The sequence below is a fragment of the Streptomyces sp. NBC_00322 genome (assembly GCF_036147535.1).
Lineage (GTDB): Bacteria > Actinomycetota > Actinomycetes > Streptomycetales > Streptomycetaceae > Streptomyces.
Map to the genome: position 1 here is coordinate 6,308,485 of NZ_CP108019.1, position 25,738 is coordinate 6,334,222.

22 protein-coding genes are annotated in these 25,738 nt (G+C 70.8%); 12 read left to right on the forward strand and 10 right to left on the reverse strand.

Features of this window, described 5'->3' with window-relative positions; translation table 11 throughout:
• Nucleotides 1-80 precede the first annotated feature (80 nt).
• The 3 genes from OG905_RS28750 to OG905_RS28760 all read left to right on the forward strand — a co-directional run bounded on the left by OG905_RS28750 (nucleotide 81) and on the right by OG905_RS28760 (nucleotide 3,392).
• Nucleotides 81-1,415: a glycosyltransferase family 4 protein gene (locus tag OG905_RS28750; RefSeq protein ID WP_328678430.1), complete on the forward strand. Its 1,335-nt coding sequence runs from the start codon at nucleotides 81-83 to the stop codon at nucleotides 1,413-1,415.
• A 175-nt stretch (nucleotides 1,416-1,590) separates the two neighbouring features.
• On the forward strand, nucleotides 1,591-2,325 hold the full coding sequence (locus OG905_RS28755; protein ID WP_328678432.1) for a class I SAM-dependent methyltransferase: 735 nt from the start codon (nucleotides 1,591-1,593) through the stop codon (nucleotides 2,323-2,325).
• Nucleotides 2,322-3,392, forward strand: coding sequence for a prenyltransferase (locus tag OG905_RS28760; protein ID WP_328678434.1), 1,071 nt, complete (start codon nucleotides 2,322-2,324; stop codon nucleotides 3,390-3,392). The genes OG905_RS28755 and OG905_RS28760 overlap by 4 nt, the downstream gene beginning before the upstream one ends.
• A gap of 258 nt (nucleotides 3,393-3,650) precedes the next feature.
• Here the strand turns inward: OG905_RS28760 and OG905_RS28765 are convergent, their stop codons facing one another.
• The 6 genes from OG905_RS28765 to OG905_RS28790 all read right to left on the reverse strand — a co-directional run bounded on the left by OG905_RS28765 (nucleotide 3,651) and on the right by OG905_RS28790 (nucleotide 8,310).
• A complete protein-coding gene (locus tag OG905_RS28765) occupies nucleotides 3,651-3,941 on the reverse strand; it encodes a hypothetical protein (RefSeq protein WP_328678436.1) in 291 nt (96 codons plus the stop codon).
• A 35-nt stretch (nucleotides 3,942-3,976) separates the two neighbouring features.
• Nucleotides 3,977-4,984 (reverse strand): LLM class F420-dependent oxidoreductase, encoded by a 1,008-nt coding sequence (locus tag OG905_RS28770; RefSeq protein WP_328678439.1) that lies wholly within the window; start codon nucleotides 4,982-4,984, stop codon nucleotides 3,977-3,979.
• Between the two features lie 98 nt (nucleotides 4,985-5,082).
• Complete coding sequence (locus tag OG905_RS28775) at nucleotides 5,083-5,916, reverse strand: hypothetical protein (protein ID WP_328678441.1); 834 nt, start codon at nucleotides 5,914-5,916, stop codon at nucleotides 5,083-5,085.
• A 147-nt stretch (nucleotides 5,917-6,063) separates the two neighbouring features.
• Nucleotides 6,064-7,014: an N-acetylmuramoyl-L-alanine amidase gene (locus OG905_RS28780; RefSeq protein ID WP_328678443.1), complete on the reverse strand. Its 951-nt coding sequence runs from the start codon at nucleotides 7,012-7,014 to the stop codon at nucleotides 6,064-6,066.
• A 182-nt stretch (nucleotides 7,015-7,196) separates the two neighbouring features.
• Entirely contained in the window at nucleotides 7,197-7,847 is a 651-nt protein-coding gene (locus OG905_RS28785) for a class I SAM-dependent methyltransferase (RefSeq protein WP_328678445.1), read from the reverse strand.
• Between the two features lie 43 nt (nucleotides 7,848-7,890).
• The gene (locus OG905_RS28790) at nucleotides 7,891-8,310 is read right to left on the reverse strand and encodes an ATP-binding protein (RefSeq protein WP_328678447.1); all 420 of its coding nucleotides are present in this window, start codon (nucleotides 8,308-8,310) and stop codon (nucleotides 7,891-7,893) included.
• Nucleotides 8,311-8,394: 84 nt separating this feature from the next.
• Between OG905_RS28790 and OG905_RS28795 the strand changes: the two genes are divergently transcribed.
• Together OG905_RS28795 and OG905_RS28800 are read left to right on the forward strand one after the other, a co-directional pair.
• Nucleotides 8,395-9,243, forward strand: a complete 849-nt coding sequence (locus tag OG905_RS28795; protein ID WP_328678449.1) for a helix-turn-helix domain-containing protein — start codon at nucleotides 8,395-8,397, stop codon at nucleotides 9,241-9,243.
• On the forward strand, nucleotides 9,203-9,478 hold the full coding sequence (locus tag OG905_RS28800) for a DUF397 domain-containing protein (protein ID WP_328678451.1): 276 nt from the start codon (nucleotides 9,203-9,205) through the stop codon (nucleotides 9,476-9,478). Before OG905_RS28795 ends, OG905_RS28800 begins: the two co-directional genes overlap by 41 nt.
• 79 nt (nucleotides 9,479-9,557) lie before the next feature.
• Here OG905_RS28800 and OG905_RS28805 read toward each other — a convergent pair whose 3' ends face one another.
• Entirely contained in the window at nucleotides 9,558-9,932 is a 375-nt protein-coding gene (locus tag OG905_RS28805) for a hypothetical protein (RefSeq protein WP_328678453.1), read from the reverse strand.
• 210 nt (nucleotides 9,933-10,142) lie between these two features.
• Here OG905_RS28805 and OG905_RS28810 point away from each other — a divergent pair, with 210 nt between their 5' ends.
• The 5 genes from OG905_RS28810 (at nucleotide 10,143) to OG905_RS28830 (ending at nucleotide 17,009) form a co-directional block, all read left to right on the forward strand.
• Complete coding sequence (locus OG905_RS28810; RefSeq protein WP_328678454.1) at nucleotides 10,143-11,015, forward strand: alpha/beta fold hydrolase; 873 nt, start codon at nucleotides 10,143-10,145, stop codon at nucleotides 11,013-11,015.
• 38 nt (nucleotides 11,016-11,053) lie between these two features.
• Nucleotides 11,054-13,204, forward strand: a complete 2,151-nt coding sequence (locus tag OG905_RS28815) for an acyl-CoA dehydrogenase (protein WP_328678456.1) — start codon at nucleotides 11,054-11,056, stop codon at nucleotides 13,202-13,204.
• A 134-nt stretch (nucleotides 13,205-13,338) separates the two neighbouring features.
• Nucleotides 13,339-13,932, forward strand: a complete 594-nt coding sequence (locus OG905_RS28820; RefSeq protein ID WP_328678458.1) for a TetR/AcrR family transcriptional regulator — start codon at nucleotides 13,339-13,341, stop codon at nucleotides 13,930-13,932.
• A complete protein-coding gene (locus OG905_RS28825) occupies nucleotides 13,929-15,737 on the forward strand; it encodes an alpha/beta fold hydrolase (protein WP_328678460.1) in 1,809 nt (602 codons plus the stop codon). The genes OG905_RS28820 and OG905_RS28825 overlap by 4 nt, the downstream gene beginning before the upstream one ends.
• Nucleotides 15,738-15,818: 81 nt before the next feature.
• Nucleotides 15,819-17,009, forward strand: a complete 1,191-nt coding sequence (locus OG905_RS28830; RefSeq protein ID WP_328678461.1) for a lipid-transfer protein — start codon at nucleotides 15,819-15,821, stop codon at nucleotides 17,007-17,009.
• A 265-nt stretch (nucleotides 17,010-17,274) separates the two neighbouring features.
• Here the strand turns inward: OG905_RS28830 and OG905_RS28835 are convergent, their stop codons facing one another.
• Nucleotides 17,275-17,661: an SH3 domain-containing protein gene (locus tag OG905_RS28835; protein ID WP_328678463.1), complete on the reverse strand. Its 387-nt coding sequence runs from the start codon at nucleotides 17,659-17,661 to the stop codon at nucleotides 17,275-17,277.
• Between the two features lie 228 nt (nucleotides 17,662-17,889).
• Between OG905_RS28835 and OG905_RS28840 the strand changes: the two genes are divergently transcribed.
• Nucleotides 17,890-20,718 (forward strand): AfsR/SARP family transcriptional regulator, encoded by a 2,829-nt coding sequence (locus OG905_RS28840; protein ID WP_328678464.1) that lies wholly within the window; start codon nucleotides 17,890-17,892, stop codon nucleotides 20,716-20,718.
• 309 nt (nucleotides 20,719-21,027) lie between these two features.
• A complete protein-coding gene (locus tag OG905_RS28845) occupies nucleotides 21,028-23,727 on the forward strand; it encodes a PAS domain S-box protein (protein WP_443044003.1) in 2,700 nt (899 codons plus the stop codon).
• 119 nt (nucleotides 23,728-23,846) lie between these two features.
• Here the strand turns inward: OG905_RS28845 and OG905_RS28850 are convergent, their stop codons facing one another.
• Together OG905_RS28850 and OG905_RS28855 are read right to left on the reverse strand one after the other, a co-directional pair.
• On the reverse strand, nucleotides 23,847-24,479 hold the full coding sequence (locus OG905_RS28850) for a response regulator transcription factor (protein ID WP_328682658.1): 633 nt from the start codon (nucleotides 24,477-24,479) through the stop codon (nucleotides 23,847-23,849).
• 84 nt (nucleotides 24,480-24,563) lie between these two features.
• Complete coding sequence (locus OG905_RS28855; RefSeq protein WP_328678466.1) at nucleotides 24,564-25,715, reverse strand: sensor histidine kinase; 1,152 nt, start codon at nucleotides 25,713-25,715, stop codon at nucleotides 24,564-24,566.
• Nucleotides 25,716-25,738: the final 23 nt, after the last annotated feature.

Genomic DNA, 25,738 nt, shown 5'->3' on the forward strand with positions numbered 1-25,738 from the left:
AACGATCAAGTCTGAAACTTGTTCTAGATTAGCGTGAGCGGTTACGCTCCGGCGAAAACGCAGTGAGAAGGGGGCCGTGGGTGACCGCTGAGGCCATAGAGGCCGGCCCTCGTACGGGTCGGTCCGGCGGCGGTGACGAGCCGTTGCGCATCGCGCTCCTCACTTACAAGGGCAATCCCTTCTGCGGCGGCCAGGGCGTCTACGTACGCCACCTCTCGCGCGAACTCGCCCGCCTCGGTCACAGCGTCGAAGTGATCGGCGCGCAGCCCTATCCCGTACTCGACGAGGACGTGCCGCTCACCGAGCTGGCCAGCCTCGATCTGTACCGCAGCCCGGACCCCTTCCGCACCCCGAAGCGCGGCGAGTACCGCGACTGGATCGACGCGCTCGAAGTCGCGACGATGTGGAGCGGGGGCTTTCCCGAGCCGCTGACCTTCTCGCTGCGCGCGCGGCGTCATCTGGCCGCGCGGCGCGGCGAGTTCGACGTCGTCCACGACAACCAGACCCTTGGCTACGGGCTGCTCGGCGACCTCGGCGCGCCGCTGGTCACCACGATCCACCACCCCATCACCGTGGACCGCCAACTGGAGCTGGACGCCGCGGAGGGCTGGAAGCGGCGGGCCTCCGTACGGCGTTGGTACGGCTTCACGCGGATGCAGAAGCGGGTCGCGCGGCGGCTGCCGTCCGTACTGACCGTCTCCGGCTCCTCGCAGCAGGAGATCGTCGACCACCTCGGTGTACGGCCGGAGCGCGTCCGGGTCGTCCACATCGGGGCCGACACGGACCTCTGGTCGCCGAACCCCGCGGTCGCGGAGGTCCCCGGCCGGATCGTCACCACCTCCAGCGCGGACGTCCCGCTCAAGGGCCTCGTGCACCTGGTCGAAGCGCTCGCGAAGCTCCGTACGGAGAACCCGGCCGCGCACCTCGTCGTCGTCGGCAAGCGGGCCGAGGACGGGCCGGTCGCGCAGCTCATCGAGCGGTACGGGCTCCAGGACGCGGTCCGGTTCGTCAAGGGCATCACCGACGCGGAACTCGTCGACCTCGTACGCAGCGCGCAGATCGCGTGTGTGCCGTCGCTGTACGAGGGTTTCTCGCTGCCCGCGGCCGAGGCGATGGCGACGGGGACGCCGCTCGTCGCCACGACCGGGGGAGCGATCCCGGAGGTCTCCGGACCGGACGGGGAGACCTGCCTGGCCGTCCCGCCGGGCGACGCGGGCGCGCTCGCCGCGGCGCTGGGCCGGCTGCTGGGCGACCCCGAACTGCGGTCCCGGCTGGGGAGGGCGGGCCGGGAACGGGTGCTGGCGCGCTTCACCTGGGCGAGGGCGGCGCAGGGGACGGCGGAGCTGTACCGCGAGGCGATCGCGGTACGGGGCGGCGCGGCACGGGGGGCCGCGGCGCCGAGGGTTGCGCGGTGACGGTGATCCGGCGGCCCGTTGCCTTTCCCCGCTACGCGGCCGGGCTTCCCGTCCGCTCCGCGGCCACAGATGTGGGCCGCCGGGCCACAACCCGGGACCGTACCGCCGTACCGCGAACCGGATCGCGAACCGTTCCGCGTACTCGAACCACCTCCGACCGCGAAAGCAGGTCCACGTGCTGACCGTCGACTTCTCCCGCTTCCCGCTCGCCGCAGGCGACCGCGTGCTCGATCTCGGCTGTGGCGCCGGGCGGCACGCGTTCGAGTGCTACCGGCGCGGAGCCCAGGTCGTCGCCCTCGACCAGAACGGCGAGGAGATCCGCGAGGTCGCCAAGTGGTTCGCCGCCATGAAGGAGGCCGGTGAGGCCCCCGAGGGAGCCACCGCCACCGCCATGGAGGGCGACGCCCTCAACCTGCCCTTCCCCGACGAGTCCTTCGACGTCGTGATCATCTCCGAGGTCATGGAGCACATCCCCGACGACAAGGGCGTCCTCGCCGAGATGGTCAGGGTGCTCAAGCCCGGCGGCCGCATCGCCGTCACCGTGCCCCGCTACGGACCCGAGAAGATCTGCTGGGCGCTCAGCGACGCGTACCACGAGGTCGAGGGCGGCCACATCCGCATCTACAAGGCGGACGAACTGCTCGGCAAGATGAAGGAAGCCGGACTGAAGCCGTACGGCACGCACCACGCGCACGCGCTGCACTCGCCGTACTGGTGGCTCAAGTGCGCGTTCGGCGTCGACAACGACAAGGCGCTGCCGGTCCGCGCGTACCACAAGCTGCTGGTCTGGGACATCATGAAGAAGCCCCTGGTCACCCGGCTCGCGGAGCAGGCGCTCAACCCGGTCGTCGGCAAGAGCTTCGTGGCGTACGCGACCAAGCCGCACCTTCCTGCGGTGGCTGCCAAGTGACATCTCCCGGGCGTACGGAACACCTTGTCCTGCCCGGGGTGCTCACCGCCGAGCAGGCCGGCGAGACGGTCGCGGGCATACGCGCGATGCAGCGCGAGGACGGTGCGATCCCGTGGTTCAGGGGGCACCACCTCGACCCGTGGGACCACACCGAGGCGGCCATGGCGCTGGACGCGGCCGGTGAGCACGAGGCGGCGGCCCGTGCGTACGAGTGGCTGCTGCGGCACCAGAACCCGGACGGGTCCTGGTACGCGGCCTACCACGACGGCGAGGCCGGCCGGCCCACCGACCGCGGCCGCGAGAGCAACTTCTGCGCGTACATCGCCGTCGGCGTCTGGCACCACTATCTGGCCACCGGGGACGAGGCGTTCCTCGACCGGATGTGGCCCGCCGTGTTCGCGGCGATCGAGTTCGTGCTGGAGCTGCAGCAGCCGGGCGGCCAGATCGGCTGGAAGCGCGAGGCGGACGGTACGCCGGTCAACGACGCGCTGCTGACGGGCAGTTCGTCCGTCCACCAGGCGCTGCGGTGCGCGCTGGCGATCGCCGAGGAACGCGAGGAGCCGCAGCCGGACTGGGAGTTGGCGGCGGGCGCGCTCGCGCACGCGATCCGTAAGCACCCCGAGCGCTTCCTCGACAAGAGTCACTACTCCATGGACTGGTACTACCCGGTCCTCGGGGGCGCGTTGACCGGCGCGGAGGCCAAGTCCCGTATCGAGGAGTCGTGGGACGACTTCGTCGTGCCGGACCTCGGTGTGCGGTGTGTGCTGCCCAACCCGTGGGTGACAGGCGGCGAGAGCTGCGAACTCGCGCTGGCGCTGTGGGTGATGGGGGAGTCCGACCGGGCGCTGGAGATCCTGCAGTCCGTGCAGCATCTGCGGACCGAGGGCGGGATGTACTGGACGGGTTACGTCTTCGAGGGCAACCGGGCGGTGTGGCCGGAGGAGGTCACGTCGTGGACGGCGGGGGCGCTGCTGCTGGCGGTGGCGGCGCTGGGTGGCGACGAGGCGACGGTGGCGGTGTTCGGCGGGGAGCGACTGCCGAAGGGGCTCGCGCCGGAGTGCTGCTAGCGGGTCGGGGCGCGGGGTGCGGGTTGCCTGCGGCGCTTTCCCCTACCCGCCCCTTCCCGAACTGGGGCTCCGCCCCAGACCCCAGTACGCCCTTCGGGCGTGTCCTCAAACGCCGGCGGGGCTGAAGTGTGCAGCTCGGCCGCACACTTCAGCCCCGCCGGCGTTTGAGGCGCGGGGGTCCGGGGGCAGCGCCCCCGGTTACGGGAAGGGGCGGGGTGGGGTGAAGCCCCGCGCAGCGGACCCGCACCGCGGACCCCGCTACCTCCGCAGGCGACCCGCCACCCCGTGCCCCACCACCAGGTACACGACCGCCGCCAGCCCATACCCGGCCACCACCCTCGCCCACGCCTCGTCGAAGGTGAACAGGTCGTAGGACCAGCCGGCCAGCCACCGCGCCGTGTCCTGGACGAAGCTCACCAGGTCGTTGGCGCGGTTGGCGGCCAGTAGGTACATCAGGATCCAGAGGCCGAGGATGACGGCCATGACATCGGCCACGATGGTGATGACCTTCGCGGCCTGCAGCGTTCCGTTCCGACGACTAAGGCTCATACACATCGGGTTGCCGCTTGTGAGCCTGTGAAACCTCAGTTGAGTTCGGCCAGCACCCGCAGCGTATGCGGGTCCGGCGCGGTCACCAGCAGGTCCGTGACCGGGCCCTTGCGCCACAGTTCAAGCCGTTCCGCGATCCGGCCGCGCGGTCCGACCAGGGAGATCTCGTCGGCGAAGGCGTCGGGCACCGCCAGCACCGCCTCCTCGCGGCGGCCTTCGGCGAAGAGTTGCTGGATGTGCCGGGCCTCCGACTCGTATCCCATGCGCGCCATCAGGTCGGCGTGGAAGTTACGGGCCGCGTGGCCCATACCCCCGATGTAGAAGCCGAGCATCGCCTTGACCGGCAGCAGCCCTTCGGCGACGTCGTCGCAGACCTTGGCGCGGGTCATGGGGGCGATCAGGAAGCCCTCCGGAAGGTCGGTGAGCGAGGCCTCGTACACGTCCGTCCGCAGCGGGGACCAGTACAACGGGAGCCAGCCGTCGGCGATGCGCGTCGTCTGGGCGATGTTCTTCGGGCCCTCGGCGCCGAGCAGCAGCGGCAGTGAGGCGCGCAGGGGATGCGTGATGGGCTTGAGGGGTTTGCCGATGCCGGTGGCGTCGTCGCCGCGGTACGGGTGGGAGTGGTAGCGGCCCGCCAGCTCAACGGGGGCCTCGCGCCGAAGGACTTGGCGGATGACGTCGACGTATTCGCGGGTCGCCGTCAGCGGGCTCTTGGGGAACGGGCGCCCGTACCAGCCCTCCACCACCTGCGGGCCCGACAGGCCGAGCCCGAGCATCATCCGGCCGCCGGAAAGGTGGTCGAGGGTGAGCGCGTGCATGGCGGTGGCCGTCGGCGTGCGGGCGGCCATCTGCGCGACCGCCGTGCCGAGGCGGATCCGGGAGGTGTGCGCGGCGATCCAGGTGAGCGGGGTGAAGGCGTCGGAGCCCCAGGCCTCGGCCGTCCACACGGAGTCGTAGCCGAGGCGTTCGGCCGCGCGGGCGAGCTCCAGGTGGGCGGGGTCGGGGCCGCGGCCCCAGTAGCCGAGTGCGAGGCCGAGTCGCATGGCGATCCCTTCTGACGGTACGTCAGGTCGGGGCAGACTGTACGACAACGGCCCCTCGCCCGGAAGGGCGAGGGGCCGTTGTCGGTCGGGGCGCGGGATCAGCCGCGCTGGATACCGCTCGTGTCCTGGAGGACACCACGGCGGCCGTCCTGCGTCTGAGCCACCAGACCCGGACCGCGCTGCTCGACCGCGAGGTACCAGGTGCCGGGCGCGAGCTCGGCGATCGGGGTCGGCGAACCGTCCTCGCCGAACAGCGGACGGGCCACCGGCACCGCGAACCAGAACGGCGTGAAGTCGGACGGAGCACCCGCCTGCTGCGGCGCGGCCGGAGCCGGCTGCTGCTGACCGGGCTGCGGCTGGGCGCCGTAGGGCTGGGGCTGACCCGGCTGAGCGCCGTAGGGCTGCGGCTGGCCGCCGCCGCCCGGGTAGCCGTAACCGGCTCCGGGGACGCCCGGCTGCGCGCCGTACGGGGTCGCCGGGGGCTTCGGGGCGCCCATGAGCGGCGCCTTGAAGGCCGGGACGAGCAGCGAGCAGACCGCGCCGGCCGCGAGCGCGAGCGCCGCGATGAAGCCGAGGATGAGGCCGGTGCCCGCGTCGATGCTGCTGCCGACGTCGAGCGAGCCCGCCGGGTCGAAGATCGCGCCGAGCGAGCTCCACGCGGTGAAGACCGTCAGGGCGACACCGAGCTGGCCGAGGTCGAGACCGATGACCTTCGGCGGCTGCGGCAGCCCGCGCGAAACGACGATCAGTGCCGCGCCGATGATGCCCGCCAAGTAGACACCCAGGAGCAGGGACCCGTTGTCCCAGGCGGTCGGCACGTCGTCGCAGTTGGAACCGGAGCAGTCGAACGTGTCGAGGAACGAGGCGATGAACAGCAACACCGCTGCTCCGATCACCACGCCATCGCCTCGAGTGAGGGAGCGGATGTTCACGTAAAAGTCCTTCGTCGGTCGTCTCATCGGGGCGGTCGTCGCTGCCGCCGGTGCGGCGGTGTGCACGGCGCGGAGCTCGGGGGTGACTCCCCATCGTAGAGGTGAATGTATCGTCTGCCCGATCCGGCCGTCTGCCGGGTATCGCAGTTACCCCTGGAGGTAGCCGGCGATGCCGTCCGCCATTCCCTGTGCGGCCAGTTGGCGCCACGCCGAGTCTTTCAGCAGGGCGGCATCCTGTGGGTCACGCATATTGCCGCATTCGATGAATACCTTGGGCACGGTGGACAGATTGAGGCCGCCCAGATCCTTGCGCACGTCCAACCCGGTGCCGTCGCCCACGTAGTTGGAGGGTGCGCTGCCGGTCGCGCGTACGAACCGTCCGGCGACCCTCTCGCCCAGTTCACGCGAGGGGCCGACGATGTTCGCGGTGTCCGCGGCACCCGCCTTGACCAGGGCGGGAAGGATGACATGGAAGCCGCGGTCGCCGACGGACGCGCCGTCTGCGTGGATGGAGATGACGGCATCGGCCTTGGCCTTGTTGCCGATCCGGGCGCGCTCGTCGACGCAGGGGCCGAACGCCCGGTTGTTGTCGTGGGTGAATTGAACCGTTGCGCCCTGCTTTTCCAGCAGCCTGCGAAGACGTTGTGAAACATCGCGGGTGAATTCGGCCTCGGTGTAACCGTCGGCGGTGGCGGTGCCCGTCGTGTCGCATTCCTTGCGATTGGTTCCGATGTCCACGAGCCTGTTGATCTCGCTCGAGTGCTGGAAATTGCCGAGGTTGTGCCCGGGGTCGACGACCACGACCTTCCCGGCCAGCGGCCCCGTCCCGCCCTTCTTCCCGTCCGAGGACTTCGAGGGGGACTTCGAGGGCGAGGCGGGGGTGCGGCTCGGGGAGGTCGTCGGGCCGCCCGGCTCGCCCGTCGGCCCGCTCGGCAGCGGCAGCACCTTCGGCGGCTCGTTCTCCTCCGGGCCGCTCATCGTCTGCCACACCAGCCACCCCGCCAGGGCGGTCGGCACCAGCGCGGCGATCGCGATGGTGAGATTGCCCCGACCGACACGGCGCGGCGGGGCAGGGGGCTGGTTCTCGTCGTACGACACCCTGGCGATGCTAAGCGGTGCCGAGGAAGTTCGGGCGGCGTCGCGCGCCGATGGCTGTCGCCTGGCTGCGTTGTCGTCAGTCGCCTACGCTCCGCGTGGGCTCCTTCCTCCGCCTTGCCAGGCTCGGCCCTCGACCCGCTCCTTCTCCCACCCGAACTTCCCCGGCACCGCTAGCCCGCTGCTCAGATCCCCGGCCCGCTGCGACGCAGGACGCGCAGGGAGTCCGTCGCCGAGACCTCGGTGAACGCCCCGGACGCGAGGGCCCGCAGGTACACGCGGTACGGCGCCTGACCCGTCCACTCGTCGACCGGGTCGGGGAAGACGTCGTGGATCACCAGCAGGCCGCCCTCGGCGACATGCGGCGCCCAGCCCTCGTAGTCCGCGGCCGCGTGCTCGTCGGTGTGGCCGCCGTCGATGAAGACCAGCCCCAGTGGCGTACCCCACATCTTCGCGACCTGCGGGGAGCGGCCCACGACCGCGATGACGTGGTCCTCCAGACCGGCCCTGTGCAGGGTGCGACGGAAGGTGGGAAGCGTGTCCATACGGCCGATCTCGGGGTCCACGGTCTCCGCGTCGTGGTAGTCCCAGCCCGGCTGCTGCTCCTCGCTGCCGCGGTGGTGGTCGACCGTGACGGCCGTCGTGCCCGCCTCACGGGCGGCACCGGCGAGCAGGATCGTCGAGCGCCCGCAGTACGTGCCCACCTCAAGCAGCGGCAGGCCAAGACCGCCCGCCTCGGCGGCCGCGGCATAGAGGGCGAGCCCTTCCCGTACCGGCATGAAGCCCTTGGCGGCCTCGAAGGCGGCGAGGGTCTCCGGCTTGGGGGCGGCGGCCATGGTTCCTCCTGGTCGTACGGGGTGTCCGGCCGCCCATCGTGCCTCACGCGTCGCACTCGAACCACATCGTCTTGCCGCCGAGCATCGGCATCACGCCCCAGCGGTCGGTGACCGCCTCGACGAGCAGCAGCCCGCGCCCGCCCTCGTCGAGCTCGTCGGCTGCGCACTCGGGGCGCGCCGGGCGGGGGCAGCGCGGGTCCTCGTCGGCGACCTCGACCCGCAACCCGTCGGGCCGCCGCAGGATGAGCAGCGTGCACCGCCTGCCGGGCACATGCCGCACCACGTTGGCGACCAGCTCGTTCAGCGCCAGCTCGGCGGCGTCGGTCAGCCCGGGCATCTCCCAGCGGGTCAGGAAGGTCCGCAGGATGCGCCGCAGATGCCGCGCGGAGTGAGTACCCACCGTGAAGCCCATGCGGTAGCAGCCGTCAATCGTCGCTGGTGGGCAGTCAGTTACGTGATTCATGTCACCAGGGTGGAGTGGCGTGGTTACGCTCGGCTATGACCGGAAACGTACGCCGCGAGGCGTTTGCTTGGGGGTGACCGCCGCGTGGTCAACATCCGCGACCTGGATCCCAGCGCATCGCCGCTGGACTACTACGGCTCCGAATTGCGCCGCCTGAGAGAGGACGCCGGGCTGAAGCAGGGCGAGCTGGGCGTCAGCGTCTTCTGTACGGCGTCACTGATCGGCCAGATCGAGACGGCGAGGAAAGTGCCGACGCGGGACTTCTCGGAACGGGTGGACGCGGCGCTGGGGACGGGCGGGGTGTTCTCGCGGCTGGTGGGGCTGGTGCTGCGGAGTCAGTTGCCGAGCTGGTTCCAGGCGTACGCGGAGATGGAGGCGCGGGCCGCGTACATCTCCACGTATCAGGCGCAGTTGGTGTACGGCCTGCTGCAGACGCCCGACTATGCGCGTGCGGTCCTCGGCGTCCGGACCGAGGGGAACCTCGATGCACGGGTCGCGGCGCGGATGGAGCGGCAGCGGATCCTGGAGCGCGAGAACCCGCCACTGAGCTGGGTGGTGCTGAGCGAGGCCGTATTGCGCCAGGAGGTCGGCGGCCGGGACGTCATGCGGAACCAACTCGCCCACTTGTTGGGCCTGCGTGGGCGCGAGTGGGTGCAGGTGCAGATCCTGCCCTTCGAGGCGGGTGCCCATGCGGGGCAGATGGGCTCGTTCACCGTCCTGCGCTTCGAGGACGACCCGGATCTCGTCTATACCGAGGACTTCGTCCAGGGCCATATGACGGCCAATCCGCAAGCTCTCAGGGAAGGTTCGCTCCGTTACGATCACTTGCAGGCCGCCGCGCTCTCCGTGGAGGATTCGGCGGCACTGATCGCCCGCGTAATGGAGGAGCGTTATGGCCACGAACCAGGATCTGACGGGCGCGCGGTGGCGTAAGTCGTCATACAGCTCCGACACCGGCGGCGAGTGCATCGAGTGCACGCCGCTCGGTGCGACCGCCTGGCGCAAGTCGACGTACAGCGGCGACACCGGCGGCGAGTGCGTCGAGGTTGCCGCCCAACCCTGCCGTATCGCCGTCCGCGACTCCAAGAACCCCGACGGCCCCGCCTTCACCGTCACCCCCGCCGCCTTCGCGGCCTTCGTCACGGCCGCCGCCGAGGGCGGTCTCTAACTGCTGCAAGCGACTGCGGCCGATGGAGCGGAGGTCCATGATTCTTCTCTCCGCTCCACCGGCCACATTCGGCTCGCGCCTACAACTGCCGGTCCCCTTGCCAGGTGATTGACGTCAGCGCCGCCAGACCACCATGTGCCACGCCTCTGTAGGTCACTGTCTGGGCAGGGCCGAGCTCGTGCGCGACGCGTCTCGCCAGCTCCATCCCTTCGTGGAACAGCCGCTCCCACTCGGCGTCGTACTTGCCCTCCTCCCGGTCCCGCAGGTCCAGGTTCAGCGTGGTGTCGATGCTCCCCGCCCACGTGTACAGATCGGCGACGAGGTCGTCGGACAGGTCAAGCGCGGCGGCGGGATCATCCGGGAAGAAGTCCCCGAATCCGTCCGAGCGCAGCGGACCGAACGTGTACTCGCCTTCGACCGTGAGGTTGACCGCGTGCGGTGGCGTGGGGCGCAAGAGGGCATTCCTTCATAGCGAACGAAGGCAGGTGGGGGTACCCGTCCGCCTCTGGTCACTTCTCTTCGGTACCGGTCCCGGCATTGCCGATCACCTCCTCCACCATTCGCACGCCCTTGCTCAAGTTGCGCCTGCAAGTGCGTACTTCGCGTTCGACGGAGATCTTTAATCGGTGTTCGAAATACTGTGTGCCCCCTACAGTGACGTCCAATGACACACTTACATGCTCATGACTATGGGGGCGATGGCCCTCAACTGGTTCTACTGCACGGTTACGGACGGTCGCACGCCGACTGGGACGCCTCGGCCGCCCTCCTCACCGCCAGGCACCGTGTCCTCGCCGTCGACCTTCCCGGGCACGGCCGCTCTCCCGGTATCTCCCCCTGGACCATCCCCGCCGTGGTGCGGCACATCGCGGACACGCTCGACGCGCATAGCGTGCCGGAGGCCGTTGTGGTGGGCCATTCCCTCGGCGGACTGGTCGCGGTCGAGTACGCCCGGGCGAACCCGGGCCGTGCCCGTGCCGCCGTGAATCTCGACGGCTTCTGGTGGGGACGCGAGTACCCCGGCGCTGATCGGGTGAGTGAGGGGCTGCTGGCGTCGGCCGGGACCATCGCGCCACCCGAGTACATCGAGGAGAAGGTCATCAACTCCGCCCGGTTCGGGATTCCCGCCGACCGTGCGGAGGCCGCTGCACGCGCGGCCGCACGCCCGTTGCCCGACGGCACGTGGCAGACGTTGCCGGAACGGGCGGAAGCGCTGGAGATCTTCGACGAACTCCACAGGATCTTCGCGCTCGGTGTCACGACATGGCTGGACGGGGTCGACTGCCCGCTGCTGCTGGTACAGGCCGGCCGACAGCTACCGCCTGCGCCTGGCATGGAGTGGTTCGGCGAATTCAGCGCCCGGTTTGCACAAGGGGTCTCCGAGGAGCTGGCCGCGCTCTCCCGCACCCGGCCGACGATCAGCGTCAACCGGATTGACGCCACCCATCTCATGAACCTGGAGACTCCAGAAGCGGTGGCGAGGCGGGTCGCCGAGTTCGTTCGAGGACTGGGCGCATCCGCTACGACTCGTATCTGACCTTCCGTCAGATTGAAACGTGTTCTAGTCTGCCCGGCATGGGCATCGGAATCACGCAGGAGCAGCGCGCGTTGGCCGAGTCGGTGCGCGGCTGGTTGGCGCGGGCCGTGCCGCCCGAGGCCGTACGGAAGCTGCTCGACGCGCCCGGCGACGGGGCCGGGCGGCCCGGGTACTGGGACGGTGCCGCCGAGCAGGGCATCCTCGGCCCGCACCTCGCCGAGGAGTACCGCGGTGGGGGCGGGACGGTGCTCGACCTCGCCGTCGTCCTGGAGGAGACGGGCCGGGCCGCGCTGCCGGGGCCGTATCTGCCCAGCGTGCTCGCGTCCGCAGTGTTGGCGCGCGCCAACAAGGTTGATCTGGCAGGCGCACTCGCGGGCGGGGAGCGCATCGGGGCGGTTGCCCTCGGCCCCGGGACGCTCATCGCCACCGAGACGCCGGAGGGCTACCGGCTCGACGGCACCGCCCCGCCCGTGCTCGGCGGCGGGCAGGCGGATCTGCTCGTACTCGAAACCCCCACGGGCCGGTTCGCGGTGGACGCGGACCAGCTCACCGTCTTCGTGCACGAGAGCGCCGACCCGACCCGGCCCACAGCCGAGGTCACCGCGCACGGCGTGACCGTGCCGCGGGACTGCGTGCTGGATATCGACACCGGTCTCGTACGGGACCTCGCCTGCGTGCTGTACGCGGCCGAAGCGTGCGGAACCGCCGCCTGGGCGCTGCACACCGCGGCCGAATACGCCAAGGTGCGCGAGCAGTTCGGGCGGCCCATCGGGCAGTTTCAGGCGGTCAAGCATCTGTGCGCCGACATGCTGGTGCGCGTCGAGCAGGCCCGCGCGCTGACGTGGGACGCGGCACGCGCGGTGGACGAGGCAGAAGACGTGCGGGGGCTCGCGGCAGCGCTGGCGGCGAGTGTCGCGCTGGACGCCGCGTACTCCTGCGCCAAGGACTGCATCCAGGTGCTCGGCGGGATCGGCTTCACCTGGGAGCACGACGCGCATCTGTATCTGCGCCGGGCCCTTGTCGCACGGCAGTTGCTGGGCTCCGGCGACAGCCATCGGCTGCGGGCGGTCCGCCTCGCGGCGGGCGGGGCGCGGCGGGAGCTGCGGCTGGAACTGCCGGCACAGGCCGCGAGCTGCCGGGGACCGGCCCGGGCGGCGGCCGAGAGCGTACGAGGGCTCGACCCCGCCGCCGTACGCAGGGGACTCGCACCCACCGGCTACGCCGCACCGCATCTGCCGAAGCCGTACGGACTTGGCGCGGGAGCGGTCCAGCAGCTCGTCGTACAGGAGGAGTTGCGGGCCGCCGGGGTGCAGGTGAGCGACCTCGGGATCGCGACCTGGGTGGTGCCTTCGCTCATCGCGTACGGGACGCCCGCGCAGCAGGAGCGCTTCCTCGGGCCGACGCTGCGTGGCGATCTGCGCTGGTGCCAGCTGTTCTCCGAGCCGGGCGCCGGATCGGACCTGGCGAGTCTGCGGACCCGGGCCGAGAAGACCCCGGACGGCTGGCTCGTCAGCGGCCAGAAGGTGTGGACGAGCTCCGCCCGGCGGGCCGACTACGGCATCCTGCTCGCCCGTACCGATCCCGAAGCCCCCAAGCACAAGGGGCTCACCTACTTCCTCGTCGACATGAGGCGGACGGACGGAATCGACATCCGGCCACTGAAGGAAATCACCGGCGACTCCCTCTTCAACGAGGTGTACTTCGACGCAGCGCTGCTGCCGGACGACGCGGTCGTGGGGAAGATCGGCGAGGGCTGGAAGGTCGCCCGCAACACGCTCGGCAACGAACGCGTCCACATGGCCGACCAGCTGACCTTCGACACGGGCCTTGAGGCGCTGCTCTCGCGGGCGCCCGGCCTGGACGGCGCGGACCGCGTACGGATCGGGGCGCTTGCCGCGGAGGCGCATGCCCTCGCCTGCATCGGGCTGCGGACCACGATGCGGCAGGTGTCCGGGCTCGAACCGGGCGCGGGCGCGTCCGTACGCAAACTCGTCCAGACCGTGCACCAGCAGAAGACCGCCGAGCTCGGACTCGAACTGCTCGGGCCCGAGGGCGCGTTGAACGAAGGCGCGGGCGCGCGGGCCGTGCACGGCTTTCTCATGTCGCGCTGCCTGACCATCGCGGGCGGCACCACGCAGGTACAGCTCAATGTCGTCGCCGAGCGCATCCTGGGATTGCCGCGCGACTGAGAGCGCCCGCGGGTCGACGTGACCCGCCCTTTCCCGTAAGTGGGGCAAGCCTCCAGCCCCCGTACGAGGCTCCGCCCCGGACCCCCGCAGCGGCCGCGGCTTGCAAAATATGTAGACCAGTCTATTCTCATCTCATGGTTGGAACCAAGGGAGCCAGGACCAGTACCCGGCTGGCGGAGTCGATGCTCGAACTGATCCAGCGGCGCGGCTACAGCGGTACGGGACTCAACACGGTGGTGGAGCACGCGGGTGCCCCCAAGGGGTCGCTCTACTTCCACTTCCCCCAAGGGAAGGAGGCGCTCGGAGAGAGGGCCGTCGAACTCGCCGCCGCGCGGTTCGGCGCTCTTGTCGCCGACTCGGCGGTGGAATCGGCCACGCCGGGTGAGGTGGTGCGCCGCGTGATCGACGTACTGGCCGGGATGCTCAACGACAGCGACTTCCAACTGGGATGCCCGGTCTCGGTCGTGACGCTGGAGATGGGTGCGCGGAGCGAGCGGCTGCGGGACGCCTGCGCGAACGCCTTCGAGTCGTGGATCGCGCCGGTGACCGAGCATCTCGTCGCGCACGGCCGTCCTCGTCCCGCCGCCCGGGCCCTGGCGACAACCGTGGTCAGCATGGTGGAGGGAGCGGTGATCGTGTCGCGTGCCCAGCGGTCCACCGAGCCGCTGCACTGCGCCGCCCAGGCGCTCGCCGTACTGCTGGACCAGGGTGCGGAGGCCTCGGCGTGAGCGCGCAGGACCGGCACGCACTGGTACTGGGCGCCACCGGCTTGATCGGGCGCCACCTGGTTCTCGCGCTCGGCCGGGCCGGCGTCCGGGTGAGTACGGCCAGCCGGAGCCACGAGTCCTACGGGCGGCTCGCCAGTTGGCTGGCCGAGCACGGGCACGTCAGGGCCCCGGCCGACCTCCGGGTCGATTTCACCAAGCCGTCGCTGATCGAGGGCGAGTGCGACGGCATCACTGAGATCTACAACTGCGCGGGTGCCTACCGCTTCGGGATGCCGGAGGACGAGGCTCGTCGCGCCAACGTCGACAGCGTCCGCGCGGTTGTCGCCTTCGCGGCGCGACTGCCGCGCCTGCGCCGCCTGGTCCACGTCTCCGGGTACCGCGTGGGCGGGCAGAGCCCCGCTCTCTGGAGCGAAGAGCAAAGGCGGGAGAGCTACCGGGCTCTGGGTGCATATGAGGCATCCAAGGCCGAGGCGGACGCCGTCTTCCAGGCTGAGGCGGAGCAGTTGGGTCTTCCCTGGTGCATCGTCAACCCGGCCAGCGTGATCGGTGACAGCGGCACCGGCGAGTCCGACCAGTACCTGGGGCTCGCCTCCAGTGTGAAGGACATCTGGCAGGGCTCTCTTGCGGCGGTGCCGGGGAACGCGCGGACGTTCGTCCCCGTGGTCGCGGCCGACTACCTCGCCCGGTTCATGACCCTGCTTCCGGTGGACCAGGCCGCAGAGCGCACCGCGTACTGGCTGCTGGACGACGACACACCGGCGCTGCCCGGTCTGCTCAAGCTCGTCGCGGAGCACTACCGCATCAAGGCGCCCCGGGCGCGGATTCCGGTGCCCCTGGTCAAGCGCCTGCCCCGATGGCTCACCAAGGCCGATCCGGAGACCTTGACGTTCCTGTCGAGCGACCGCTACCCCACCGATTCGGCACGTACCTTCGCCGCCCGAAACGGGCTGACCATGCCGGACGCCGCCACGACGATCCGCCGCTGGGCCGACCACCTGGCAGCGCACCGCTTCGGGGACGCCCCCGCGGGCGACAGGCGGTTCACCGGGCTGGGCGGGATGCGGACGTTCGAGTTGGGCGAACCGGGCGCACCCACGGTGGTGCTGCCGGGCCTGCCGGTCAACGCCGACACCTGGGCGCCGGTCGTCGCGGCACTGGGCCACGCCCGCGCCGTCGACCTGCCCGGGCTGGGGATGAGCGCCGGACGCCGCGACGACTGGCCGTCCTGGCTGACCGCGCTGGTGACCGAGACCGGCGCCCGTCACCTGGTGGGCCACTCCATCGGCGCCGCGGCCGCCGTCGAGGCCGCAACCGCCCATCCCGGCGCGGTGGATCAGCTCACGCTCGTATCGCCGTTCTTCCTGCAGGCGCACCCGGCTCGCACTGTTCGTTCGGCGTCCCTGGCCCGCTGGTACCTGAGCCGAGTACCCCCCGAGGCGCTGGCCGAGCGGCTCACCGGCAACACGGCGCACGCGACCGCGCTGCAATCAAGTGTGGCGGATCTTCGCCGCGGCACCGTCGCAGTCACCACCGCCCGCCTGCTGGCCGCCACCGCGAAGCCGCAGTGGCGCGAAGACCTTCGGGCCAAGCTGCAGCGGTACCCCGGGCGCGTGCACGTCGTCGTGGGCTCCCACGATCCGCTCACCCCCGAGGGACAGGCCCTGCTTGACACGCTTCCGCGCGCCACCGTGACGGTTGTCGCCGGCGGGGGCCACCATCCCCAGCTGACGCATCCAGAAGACGTCGCTCAGGCCATCGGTGAGCACACCGCCTCCCCGAGCTCGTCCGGAGAGCTGCGGCGCTGACGGGGCACGGGGCCTTCCGTCGGCCGCCCGCCCCTGCCACTATCTGACGCATCGTCAGGTAGTGGCAGGGAGGCCGGACACATGAAGGCGTACATCGTCGGGGTCGGGACGACGAAGTTCGAGAAGCCCGAGTCGAGGGACTGGCAGTACTGGGACATGGCGAAGGAGGCGGGGACGCAGGCGCTTGCCGATGCGGGGATCTCGTACGACCTCGTCGAGCAGGTGCCCGTGGGGTACTGCTTCCAGGCGTCGACGGCGGGCCAGCGGGCCGCGTACGAACTCGGGCTGACCGGTGTGCCCGTCTACAACGTCAACAACAACTGCGCGACCGGGTCGACGGCGCTGATGATGGCGCGGCAGTTCGTCGAGGGCGGCATCAGCGACTGCGTACTGGCGCTCGGCTTCGAGAAGATGGCGCGCGGGGCGCTGGGGGCGGGTGCGGACGGTGGGGACTTCAAGACCTCGCCGGTCGCGCGTCATTACGGAGTCATGGCGGCCGCCCACGGCTTCGAGATGACACCCCCCACCGCCCAGATCTTCGGCAACGCCGCCCGCGAGCACATGCAGCGGTACGGCACCACCGAGGCGCAGCTCGCCGCCGTCGGCGCCAAGAACCACCGGCACTCGGCGAACAACCCGGAGGCCCAGTTCCAGGACGTCTACTCGGTGGACGAGATCCTCGCCGCGAAGACGATCCACCGGCCGCTGACCAAACTCCAGTGCTCGCCCACATCGGACGGCGCAGCCGCGGCCGTCGTCGTGTCCGAGCGCTTCGTCGTCCGGCACGGGCTGCACGACAGGGCCGTGGAGATCGCCGCCCAGGCCATGACCACCGACACCGAGGAGACCTTCGCCTCCGGCTCCTGCATCGACGTCGTCGGCAAGCCGATGTCGCGGCAGGCCGCACGGAGCGTGTACGAGACGTCAGGGCTGGGCATCGAGGACGTCGACGTCATCGAGCTGCACGACTGCTTCTCCATCAACGAGCTGCTCACCTATGAGGCGCTCGGCATGTGCGAGGACGGCGAGTCCGGCAAGCTCGTGGAGAGCGGCGCGACGACGTACGGCGGCCGGTGGGTGGTCAACCCGTCGGGCGGCCTGATCTCCAAGGGCCATCCGCTCGGCGCGACCGGTCTGGCCCAGGCGGCCGAACTGGTACGGCAGTTGAGGGGAGAGGCCGGCCCGCGGCAGGTGGCGGGGGCGCGGGTGGGGCTCGCGCACAACATCGGGCTGGGCGGGGCGGCGGTGGTGACGCTGCTGCGGAAGTGCTAGAGCGATCCAGCGCGAGCTCTGTCTTGAGTTCCGCGAGCCCGGTTTCGCGCGGGCTGAGCTGGTCGGGATGGCCGGCCCCGGCGCGGGCAGGGGGAACGGCCCGTCTCGGCGGGGACCTGGCCGCGCGCGCAGGGACCGGGTGAAGGGTCAACCGGTCGGGTCGGCGCCGCCCTGGACTGCGGCCGGGTGCAAGCGAGTCGGCCGGCCCGGAGGCCCGGGCCGGCCGACACGCCAAGTGATGGCAGCGGCCGGTGCGGCCTGCGTGTCAGAAGCCGCAGGGGTCCAAGGAGCCGTTGCCGGGCAGCAGGGAGTCGCTCACCCACCCGTACGTGTTGTCGGTGACATTCCTGAGGTACGTCCAGGTGGACCCGCTGGAGTTACGCGTGTAGCAGTAGTAGTCGAGGGTGTCCTGATTGTCGGCCCAGCCCTTGATCGCGCAGCTTGTACTGGAGCCGCTGCGCATGTTCGCGGCCACGCCCGCCGTCTGCCTCACGTTGGCACTGAGGTCGATGTTGGGAGCAGTCCGGCCGCAGTACGCCGCCGCGGACGCGGGCGCGGCCGTTCCGACTACGGCTACTGGAACAGCGAATGCGGCCAGGGCCGCAGACACAAGCCCGTACGTCGTCAGCCTGGACCTGAAGTTCGTGATCATTTTTCCTCCTGTGCGAGGGGAAGGTGCGATGACGTACTCGCCGTGAGACGCAGCTGCCCGTGGTTCCCCGGTGTCACGGCCGCTGTTCACACGGTGCGGTAGGAGGGTTGCCAACAACCTTGCAAGTACCTTGCATCGCTGGTCAGTGGGTGGTTGGGTGGGCGCAGGGGCGTGGCGGGGCCGGAGCCGACGCCCGGGCCACGCAGAGCGGCGCCGGGGGGAGAGCTGGTGGAGTTTCTGCTGCTGGGGCCGGTGGAGTTACGGGTCGCGGGCCGCTCGGTGGATCTGGGTTCGGTCAAACAGCGCATGGTCCTGGCGGTGCTGCTGGTGGACACGGGGCGCTGGGTGGCGGCCGAGACGCTGATCGACCGGGTCTGGGGCGAGGACCCGCCGGCTCAGGTACGCACCTCGCTCTACGCCCACATTGCCCGCAACCGCCGGGCCTTGGCGGGCACCGCTGCTCCCCTTGATGGCAGCGCGGACAGCGGTGCCACCGGACCGCTGCTTCGGCGTGGCCCCGGGGGATATCTGCTGGACGTGCCGCCCGACCGGGTGGATCTTCACCGGTTCCGGAGCCTTGTCGCGCAGGCCCGTGACGGGGGCCCTACGGACGGCGCGCGGGTGGCCGTGCTGCGGGAGGCGCTCGGGTTGTGGCGCGGTGAGCCGCTGGCCGGGCTGCCCGGTGATTGGGCGGCACGCACCAGAGAGGGCTTGCGGCAGCAGCGCATCGACGCGGTGATGGCCTGGGCCGATGCCGAGTTGCGCGTGGGCGGTCACGCGGAGGTGATCGGTGCCCTGACCGGTCTGGTCGCCGAGCATCCACTGGTCGAGCCACTCGCCGTGGCACTGATGCGGGCGCTACAGGTCGCCGGGCGCGGCCCGGAGGCCCTGGCCTGCTACAGCGTCCTGCAGAAGCGGCTGGCCCAGGAGCTCGGCACGGACCCGGGCGCCGAGGCGCAGCACGTGCACCAGGCGATCCTGCGCGGTGAACCTGCCCCACCTGCGGCCCGCAGCACACCGCCGCCCGCCGGCGCGGAGCCCCGCCGGGGCATCCCCGCGCAACTCCCTCTGGAAGCACGGGGGTTCACTGGGCGGGAGGAAGAACTGGCCCAACTGGACGGGATCCTGGCCGCGGCTGCGGAACGGCCGGCCGCCGTGGTGGTCTCGGCGGTGTCGGGGACGGCGGGGGTGGGCAAGACGGCGCTGGCGGTGCACTGGGCGCACCGGGTGGCCGACCGCTTCCCGGACGGCCGGCTGTATGTGAACCTGCGTGGCTTCGACCCCTCGGGCGTGGCGGTGACGCCGGACCAGGCGGTGCGGGGCTTCCTCGATGCGCTGGGCGTACCGGGCGAGCGCGTCCCGGCGGACCTGGAGGCGCGGGTGGGGCTGTACCGCAGCTTGCTGGCCGGGCGGCGGATACTGGTCGTGCTGGACAACGCCGGAGACGCGGAACAGGTCCGCCCGCTGCTGCCCGGTACTGCCGGCTGCCTGGCCGTGGTGACCAGCCGCAACCGGCTGGCCGGACTGGTCGCCGCCGAGGGCGCCCACCCGATCGCCCTGGACCTGCTCTCACCGGCCGAGGCCCGCGGTCTGCTGGCCCACCGACTCGGCGCGCACCGGGTGGCAGCCGAACCGGATGCGGTGGAGGAGATCATCACCCGGTGCGCCCGGCTGCCGCTGGCTCTGGCCATCGCGGCCGCCCGCGCCGCCACCCGGCCCGCCGTCCCTCTCGCAACCCTGGCCGGCGAACTGCGCGCCGCCGACGGTGGCCTGGAAGCCTTCACCGGCGACGACCCGATGACCGATGCGCGCGCTGTGTTCTCCTGGTCCCACCACGCCCTCAGCTCGGGCGCGGTGCGGCTGTTCGCACTGTTGGGCCTGCACCCCGGCCCCGAGTTCTCGGCCCCCGCGGCGGCCAGTCTCACCGGCCTCACTCTTCATCAGGTACGGCCCCTGCTGGCCGAACTGACCCGCGCCCACCTGATCGGCGAACCCGCTCCCGGCCGCTACACCCTCCACGACCTGCTGCGCGCCTACGCCGCCGAAAGGGCCCACACCCTCGATGCGGACACCGAACAGCACCCGGCCGCCCACCGCATGCTCGACCACTACCTGCACACCGCCCACGCCGCCGACCACCTGCTCGACCCGCACCGCGCTTCCATCACCCCGCACCCGCCCCACCCCGGTGCAAACCCCGAGCGGACCGCGGACCCCGCGCAGGCAACTGCCTGGTTCACCGCCGAGCATCCGGTCCTGCTCGCCGCCGTACGACAGGCCGCCGACACCGGACTGGACGCCCACGCCTGGCAGCTGGCCTGGGCCCTGACCACCTACCTCCACCGCTGCGGCCGCTGGCACGAACTCCTCACCACCCAGCACACCGCCCTGCATGCCGCCCGGCGGCTGCCCGACGAAACCGGGCAGGCCCACGCCCACTACGGCCTCGCCCTCGCCTACCGCGCACTGGGCCGCCCGGACGACGCCCACCCCCATCTTGACCAGGCCCTCGACCTGTTCCGCCGGCTCGCCGACCCCGTCGGCCAGGCATTCACCCGGATCAAGATCACGTGGGTGCTGGCCAAGCACGACCGCTACGAGGAAACGGGAGACCACCTCAAGCAGGCGCTGGAGCTATTCCGAGCCGCCGGCCACCAGGTCGGACAGGCCAAGGTCCTGAACAACTTCGGCTGGTACCAGGCCGAGCGCGGCGACCGCCAAGCCTTGACCTACTGCGAGCAGGCCCTGGACCTGTTCAAGGCCGGCGGAGACCGTGAGGGCGAGGCGAGCGCATGGGACACCTACGGCTACGCCCACCACCGCCTCGGAAATATCCGCCAGGCCATCAGCTGCTACCACCACGCACTGGAACTGCTCCGGGGACTCGGCAACCGCTTGGACGAAGCCGAAATGCTTACCCACCTCGCCGAGAGCCACCACGCCGCGGGCGAAAGGGACGCGGCCCGCGACACCTGGCAGCACGCCCTGACCATCCTCGACGACCTTGACCACCCCGACGCCGAAAAGATCCGCACCAGGCTGAACGCCTCCAGGTGACCACCGCTGAACGAGCGGCTTCGTCCCTTGGTGCCGACTCCCTTCCCCTGTCTGGCCCGACACCCCGATGGGGGCCTGTCTCCTCAACGAAGCCGGCGCATCATGGAGCCGATGCGCCGCTGAAGATCACGGAAAGTCGGCCAACTTCCCGATGGTCAGTGGAGTGACTGTGTCGGCAGACGGTCACCGGGGGTGCTGTCGGCGGACAGGTTCGGCCGTTGTGGAGCCAGTAAGCGACATGTCGCAGCGGGCGCGGTCCGGGTGTACTGGAATGGCCCGATTCCGGTAGGCGGCACGTCTGGGGCGGACATGGGTGACTTTGTTGGACCGGCATCAGCTTGGTCCGCGGATGCGGCGGTCCGGAAGCAGTGTCCGGGTGGTGCCCAGGCTCACGAAGGCGGGCCGGGAGCCGCCGAGGATCGGTTTCGGGGGCTGTTGGAGGCGGCGCCGGATGCGATGGTCATCGTCGACGACACCGGCACCATCAAACTCGTCAACGCCCAGACGGAAGCTCTCTTCGGCTATCAACGCGGAGAGCTCCTGGGCCACCCTGTCGAGTTGCTCGTTCCCGGGCGCTTCCGCGGCCACCATGCCGATCATCGTGACGGTTATGCCAACAATCGCCAAGTGCGGCCCATGGGTGCGGGGTTGGAGTTGCATGGACTGCGCAAGGACGGTACCGAGTTTCCCGTCGAAATCAGCCTGAGCCCTCTGGAAACGACCGACGGTCTGCTTGTGTCCGCTGCGGTCCGGGACGTCAGTGACCGCAAAGCCGCCGAGGATCGGTTTCGGGGGCTGTTGGAGGCGGCGCCGGACGCGATGGTGATCGTCGACGACACCGGCACCATCAAACTCGTCAACGCCCAGACGGAAGCTCTCTTCGGTTACCAACGCGGAGAGCTCCTGGGCCACCCTGTCGAGTTGCTGGTCCCTGGCCGCTTCCGGGCCCACCATGCCGATCACCGTGACGGTTATGCCAACAATCGCCAAGTGCGGCCCATGGGTGCGGGGTTGGAGTTGCATGGACTGCGCAAGGACGGTACCGAGTTTCCCGTCGAAATCAGCCTGAGCCCTCTGGAAACCGCCGACGGTCTGCTTGTGTCCGCTGCGGTCCGGGACGTCAGTGACCGCAAAGCCGCCGAGGATCGGTTTCGGGGGCTGTTGGAGGCGGCGCCGGACGCGATGGTGATCGTCGACGACACCGGCACCATCAAACTCGTCAACGCCCAGACGGAAGCTCTCTTCGGTTACCAACGCGGAGAGCTCCTGGGCCACCCTGTCGAGTTGCTGGTCCCTGGCCGCTTCCGGGCCCACCATGCCGATCACCGTGACGGTTATGCCAACAATCGCCAAGTGCGGCCCATGGGTGCGGGGTTGGAATTGCACGGACTGCGCAAGGACGGTACCGAGTTCCCCGTCGAAATCAGTCTCAGTCCCCTGGAAACCACCGACGGTCTCCTTGTGTCCGCTGCGGTCCGGGACGTCAGCGACCGCAAAGCCGCCGAGGAACGCATCAACGAACTCGCCGCGCTCGTCGAGTCCTCCCAGGACGCGATCCTCGCCAAGACCCTCGACGGTCACATCACCTACTGGAACGCCGCCGCCCAGCGGCTGTACGGCTACACCCGGGCCGAGGTCATGGGCCGGCACGTGTCCCTGCTCGCCCCGCCCGAACGCCGGGACGAGATCACCGTACTCATGGACCGGCTGCGCAACGGAGAGAGGGTCGAGCACTTCGAGACCCTGCGCCTCACCCGCTCCGATGCCCTGCTGGACGTCGACGTCACCCTCTGGCCCACCCGCGCCGCGAACGGCACAGTCACCGGCGCGTGCGCCATCGTCCGCGACATCAGCGACCGCAAGCAGGCCGAGGCGGAACTGACCGTCCTCTACGAGCAGCAGCGACACATCGCCCTCACCCTCCAGCGCAGCCTGATGGGCACCCCGCCCGCCATCCCCGGCCTCACCACCGCCAGCCGCTACCGGCCCGCCACCCAGGGCGCCGGGGTCGGCGGCGACTGGTTCGACCTCATCCCACTCGGGGCGGGCCGGGTAGGCGTTCTGATCGGCGACGTGATGGGCCGTGGCCTGGAAGCCGCCGCCGTCATGGGCCAGTTGCGCTCCGCCGCGCACGCCCTGGCCAAGACCGGCATGCAACCCCGCCAGCTCATGCAGGCCCTGGATACCTGCGTCGCCGACCTGGACGTCCCCGACCAATTGGTCACCTGCTGCTATCTGGTCATCGCCGCCGACGCGGGCGAGGTCACGATCTGCTCGGCCGGCCATCTGCCCACCCTGGTCGCCACCCCCGGCGACGGCGCCCGGGCGCTCCCGGCGCCCGTGAACGCGCCCCTTGGCGTCGGCGACGTCCTTTACCAGCAGTCCAGCGCCGTCATACCGCCCGGCGCCACCCTCGTGCTCTACACCGACGGCCTGATCGAAACCCCCGGCAGCGACATCGAGGACCAACTCACCCAGCTCACCACCACCCTGAGCGACCTCTTCGCCACCCCTCCCGAGCTGGAGGCCGCCGCCGATCACGTCCTGGCAACCCTGTTGCCCGACGTCGAGGGCCACAACGACGACGTCACCCTGCTGCTGACACGACTGCCCGACGCGCCCATGGCCGCCGTCACCACGGACCTGCCGGCCATCCCCGACTCTGTGCCCGAGGGCCGCGCCTTCCTCGGCAAGGCCCTCTCCTCATGGGACTGCACCGAGGCCGCGGACGAGGCGCAGCTCCTGCTCTCCGAGGTCCTGACCAACGCCGTCCAGCACGCGCAGGGACCCATCGGCCTGCACCTGCGCCGCACCGCCACCGATCTCACGGTTGAGGTCAGCGACCACAGCCCCCATCTGCCCCAGCCCCGGCTGGCGGCCGAGGACGAGGAGTCCGGCAGGGGACTGATCCTCGTCCGCGCCCTTGCCGACAGCTGGGGAGTGCGTCCCACCGACGAGGGCAAGACCACCTGGTTCACCGTCGAGCTGCAAGAGAAAACGACACGCTGAGACGCTGCCCGTTCGCCGGCACCGCTTGGTCTCCCGAACTGGGGGCAAGCCTCCAGACCCCGTATGCGCCCTTCGGCCGCATGTCCTCGAACGCCGGCGGGCTGAAGTCCAACCCTGCCCTACAGCCAGCCCTGCTGACGCGCCGCCCGCACCGCCTCCATGCGGTTGCGCGTGCCCGTCTTGCCGATCGCGGAGGACAGATAGTTCCGTACCGTCGACTCGGACAGATGCAGCGTCCCCGCGATGTCGGACACCGTCGCCCCGTCCACCGAGGCGTTCAGGACATCCCGCTCGCGCGCGGTGAGCGGGCTCGGGCCCGCGCTCAGGGCCGCCGCGGCCAGGGCCGGGTCGATGACCGTCTCGCCGGTAAGGACCTTGCGGATCGCTCCGGCCAGTTCCTCCACGGGCCCGTCCTTGACCAGGAAGCCCGCGGCTCCGGCTTCCATTGCCCGGCGCAGATAGCCGGGGCGCCCGAAGGTGGTGAGGATCAGTACCCGGCAGTCGGGGACCTCGTCCCGCAGGTCGGCGGCCGCGTCGAGGCCGCTGCGGCCGGGCAGTTCGATGTCGAGGAGAGCCACGTCGGGGCGCGTGGTGAGCGCTGCGTCGACGATGGCGTCGCCCCGGGCGACCTGTGCGACGACTTCGATGTCCGGCTCCAGCCCGAGGAGCAGCGCGAGCGCGCCGCGCATCATGCCCTGGTCCTCGGCGAGGAGTACGCGTACGGACTTGGCGGGCCGGTGATCCTGGGGCATCTCTTCCACGGCGTAAGCGTAGGGCGGATCGGGGCGTTCGGCTGTGATGCGTAGCAGGTCAAAGCGGTCCCGGCGCCGGGACGATCAGCAGCTCGGCGCCGACTGGAGTGCGTCCACGGGGAGTTGGGCCCGTACCCGGAAGCCGCCCCTCGGAGAAGGGCCCGCCTCCAGGGAGCCGCCCGCGGCGGAGAGGCGTTCGCTCAGCCCCTTCAGACCGGTGCCGCCGGACGTGGCGGGCACCACGTCGCCCCCGCGCCCGTCGTCGGCGACGGTGAGGCGCACGCGCTCGGGGGTGCCCTCCAGGGTGATCTCGCACTGGGCCGCGCCGCTGTGGCGTACCGCGTTGGTCACCGCCTCGCGGACCACCCAGCCCAGCAGCGCCGCCGTCTGGGGCTCCGGCGGCGGGCCCGACTGGCGGACCACCGGTTCGATGCCCGCGGCCGTGAGCGCCGAGCGGGCCCGGTCGAGTTCGGTGGCGAGAGTGCCCTCGCGGTAGCCGGTCACCGCCTCGCGGATCTCGGTCAGCGCCTGGCGGCCCACCGACTCGATGTCGGTGATCTGGCCGAGCGCGGCGTCCATGTCCCGCGGGGCCAGGCGGCGCGCGGCCTCCGACTTGACCACGATCACCGAGAGGGTGTGGCCGAGCAGATCGTGCAGGTCGCGCGAGAAGCGCAGCCGTTCCTTCTCGACCGCGGTACGGGCCAGTTCCTGCCGGGTCTCCCGCAGTTCCCGCACGGTCTCCGACAGGGCGAGGATCGCCGCGGTCACCATGCCGGAGATGAACGTCCCGTACGCGACGTTGATCGCGCCCCAGCCGTCCCGCACTCCGGCGATCACACCGGCCAGGGCGCTGAGCCCGAGCACGGTGGGGCCGAGCCGCCGCCCTCGTACCACCGAGCCGACGGCCAGGCCGAGGAGGGGGAAGAAGAGCAGCCACGTGCCGCCGTACCCGATGGCGAGGCCGCAGGTGACCGCGGTCATCGCCACGAGCAGCCACCGGGTGGCGGGCGCCTCCCGCGCCTCCTTCTTGAAGGCGCGGAACACCACGGAGATGTAGAGGGAGTTGAAGACCAGCAGACCGATGCCGCCGATCCAGGGGTTGGGGGTCTTGCCCTGGAGGAGGTTGGAGAAGGCGCCCATCCCCATGAACAGCCAGGGCAGCAACGCGAAGCCGTTGGGCGGACCCATCTCCTCGGCGCCCCGCCGCCTGGCGTACCGCCCGTTTCTCCAGCGCATGATCGCTCCCGCCCGTGCCCGTG

Coding starts and splice junctions, on each gene's coding strand:
- OG905_RS28765 (WP_328678436.1), bottom strand. CDS start 3,941: ATGAGCCTTAGTCGTCGGAACGGAACGCTGCAGGCCGCGAAGGTCATC.
- OG905_RS28770 (WP_328678439.1), bottom strand. CDS start 4,984: ATGCGACTCGGCCTCGCACTCGGCTACTGGGGCCGCGGCCCCGACCCC.
- OG905_RS28785 (WP_328678445.1), bottom strand. CDS start 7,847: ATGGCCGCCGCCCCCAAGCCGGAGACCCTCGCCGCCTTCGAGGCCGCC.
- OG905_RS28790 (WP_328678447.1), bottom strand. CDS start 8,310: ATGAATCACGTAACTGACTGCCCACCAGCGACGATTGACGGCTGCTAC.
- OG905_RS28800 (WP_328678451.1), top strand. CDS start 9,203: ATGGCCACGAACCAGGATCTGACGGGCGCGCGGTGGCGTAAGTCGTCA.
- OG905_RS28810 (WP_328678454.1), top strand. CDS start 10,143: ATGACACACTTACATGCTCATGACTATGGGGGCGATGGCCCTCAACTG.
- OG905_RS28815 (WP_328678456.1), top strand. CDS start 11,054: ATGGGCATCGGAATCACGCAGGAGCAGCGCGCGTTGGCCGAGTCGGTG.
- OG905_RS28820 (WP_328678458.1), top strand. CDS start 13,339: ATGGTTGGAACCAAGGGAGCCAGGACCAGTACCCGGCTGGCGGAGTCG.
- OG905_RS28830 (WP_328678461.1), top strand. CDS start 15,819: ATGAAGGCGTACATCGTCGGGGTCGGGACGACGAAGTTCGAGAAGCCC.
- OG905_RS28835 (WP_328678463.1), bottom strand. CDS start 17,661: ATGATCACGAACTTCAGGTCCAGGCTGACGACGTACGGGCTTGTGTCT.
- OG905_RS28845 (WP_443044003.1), top strand. CDS start 21,028: ATGGGTGACTTTGTTGGACCGGCATCAGCTTGGTCCGCGGATGCGGCG.
- OG905_RS28850 (WP_328682658.1), bottom strand. CDS start 24,479: ATGCCCCAGGATCACCGGCCCGCCAAGTCCGTACGCGTACTCCTCGCC.
- OG905_RS28855 (WP_328678466.1), bottom strand. CDS start 25,715: ATGCGCTGGAGAAACGGGCGGTACGCCAGGCGGCGGGGCGCCGAGGAG.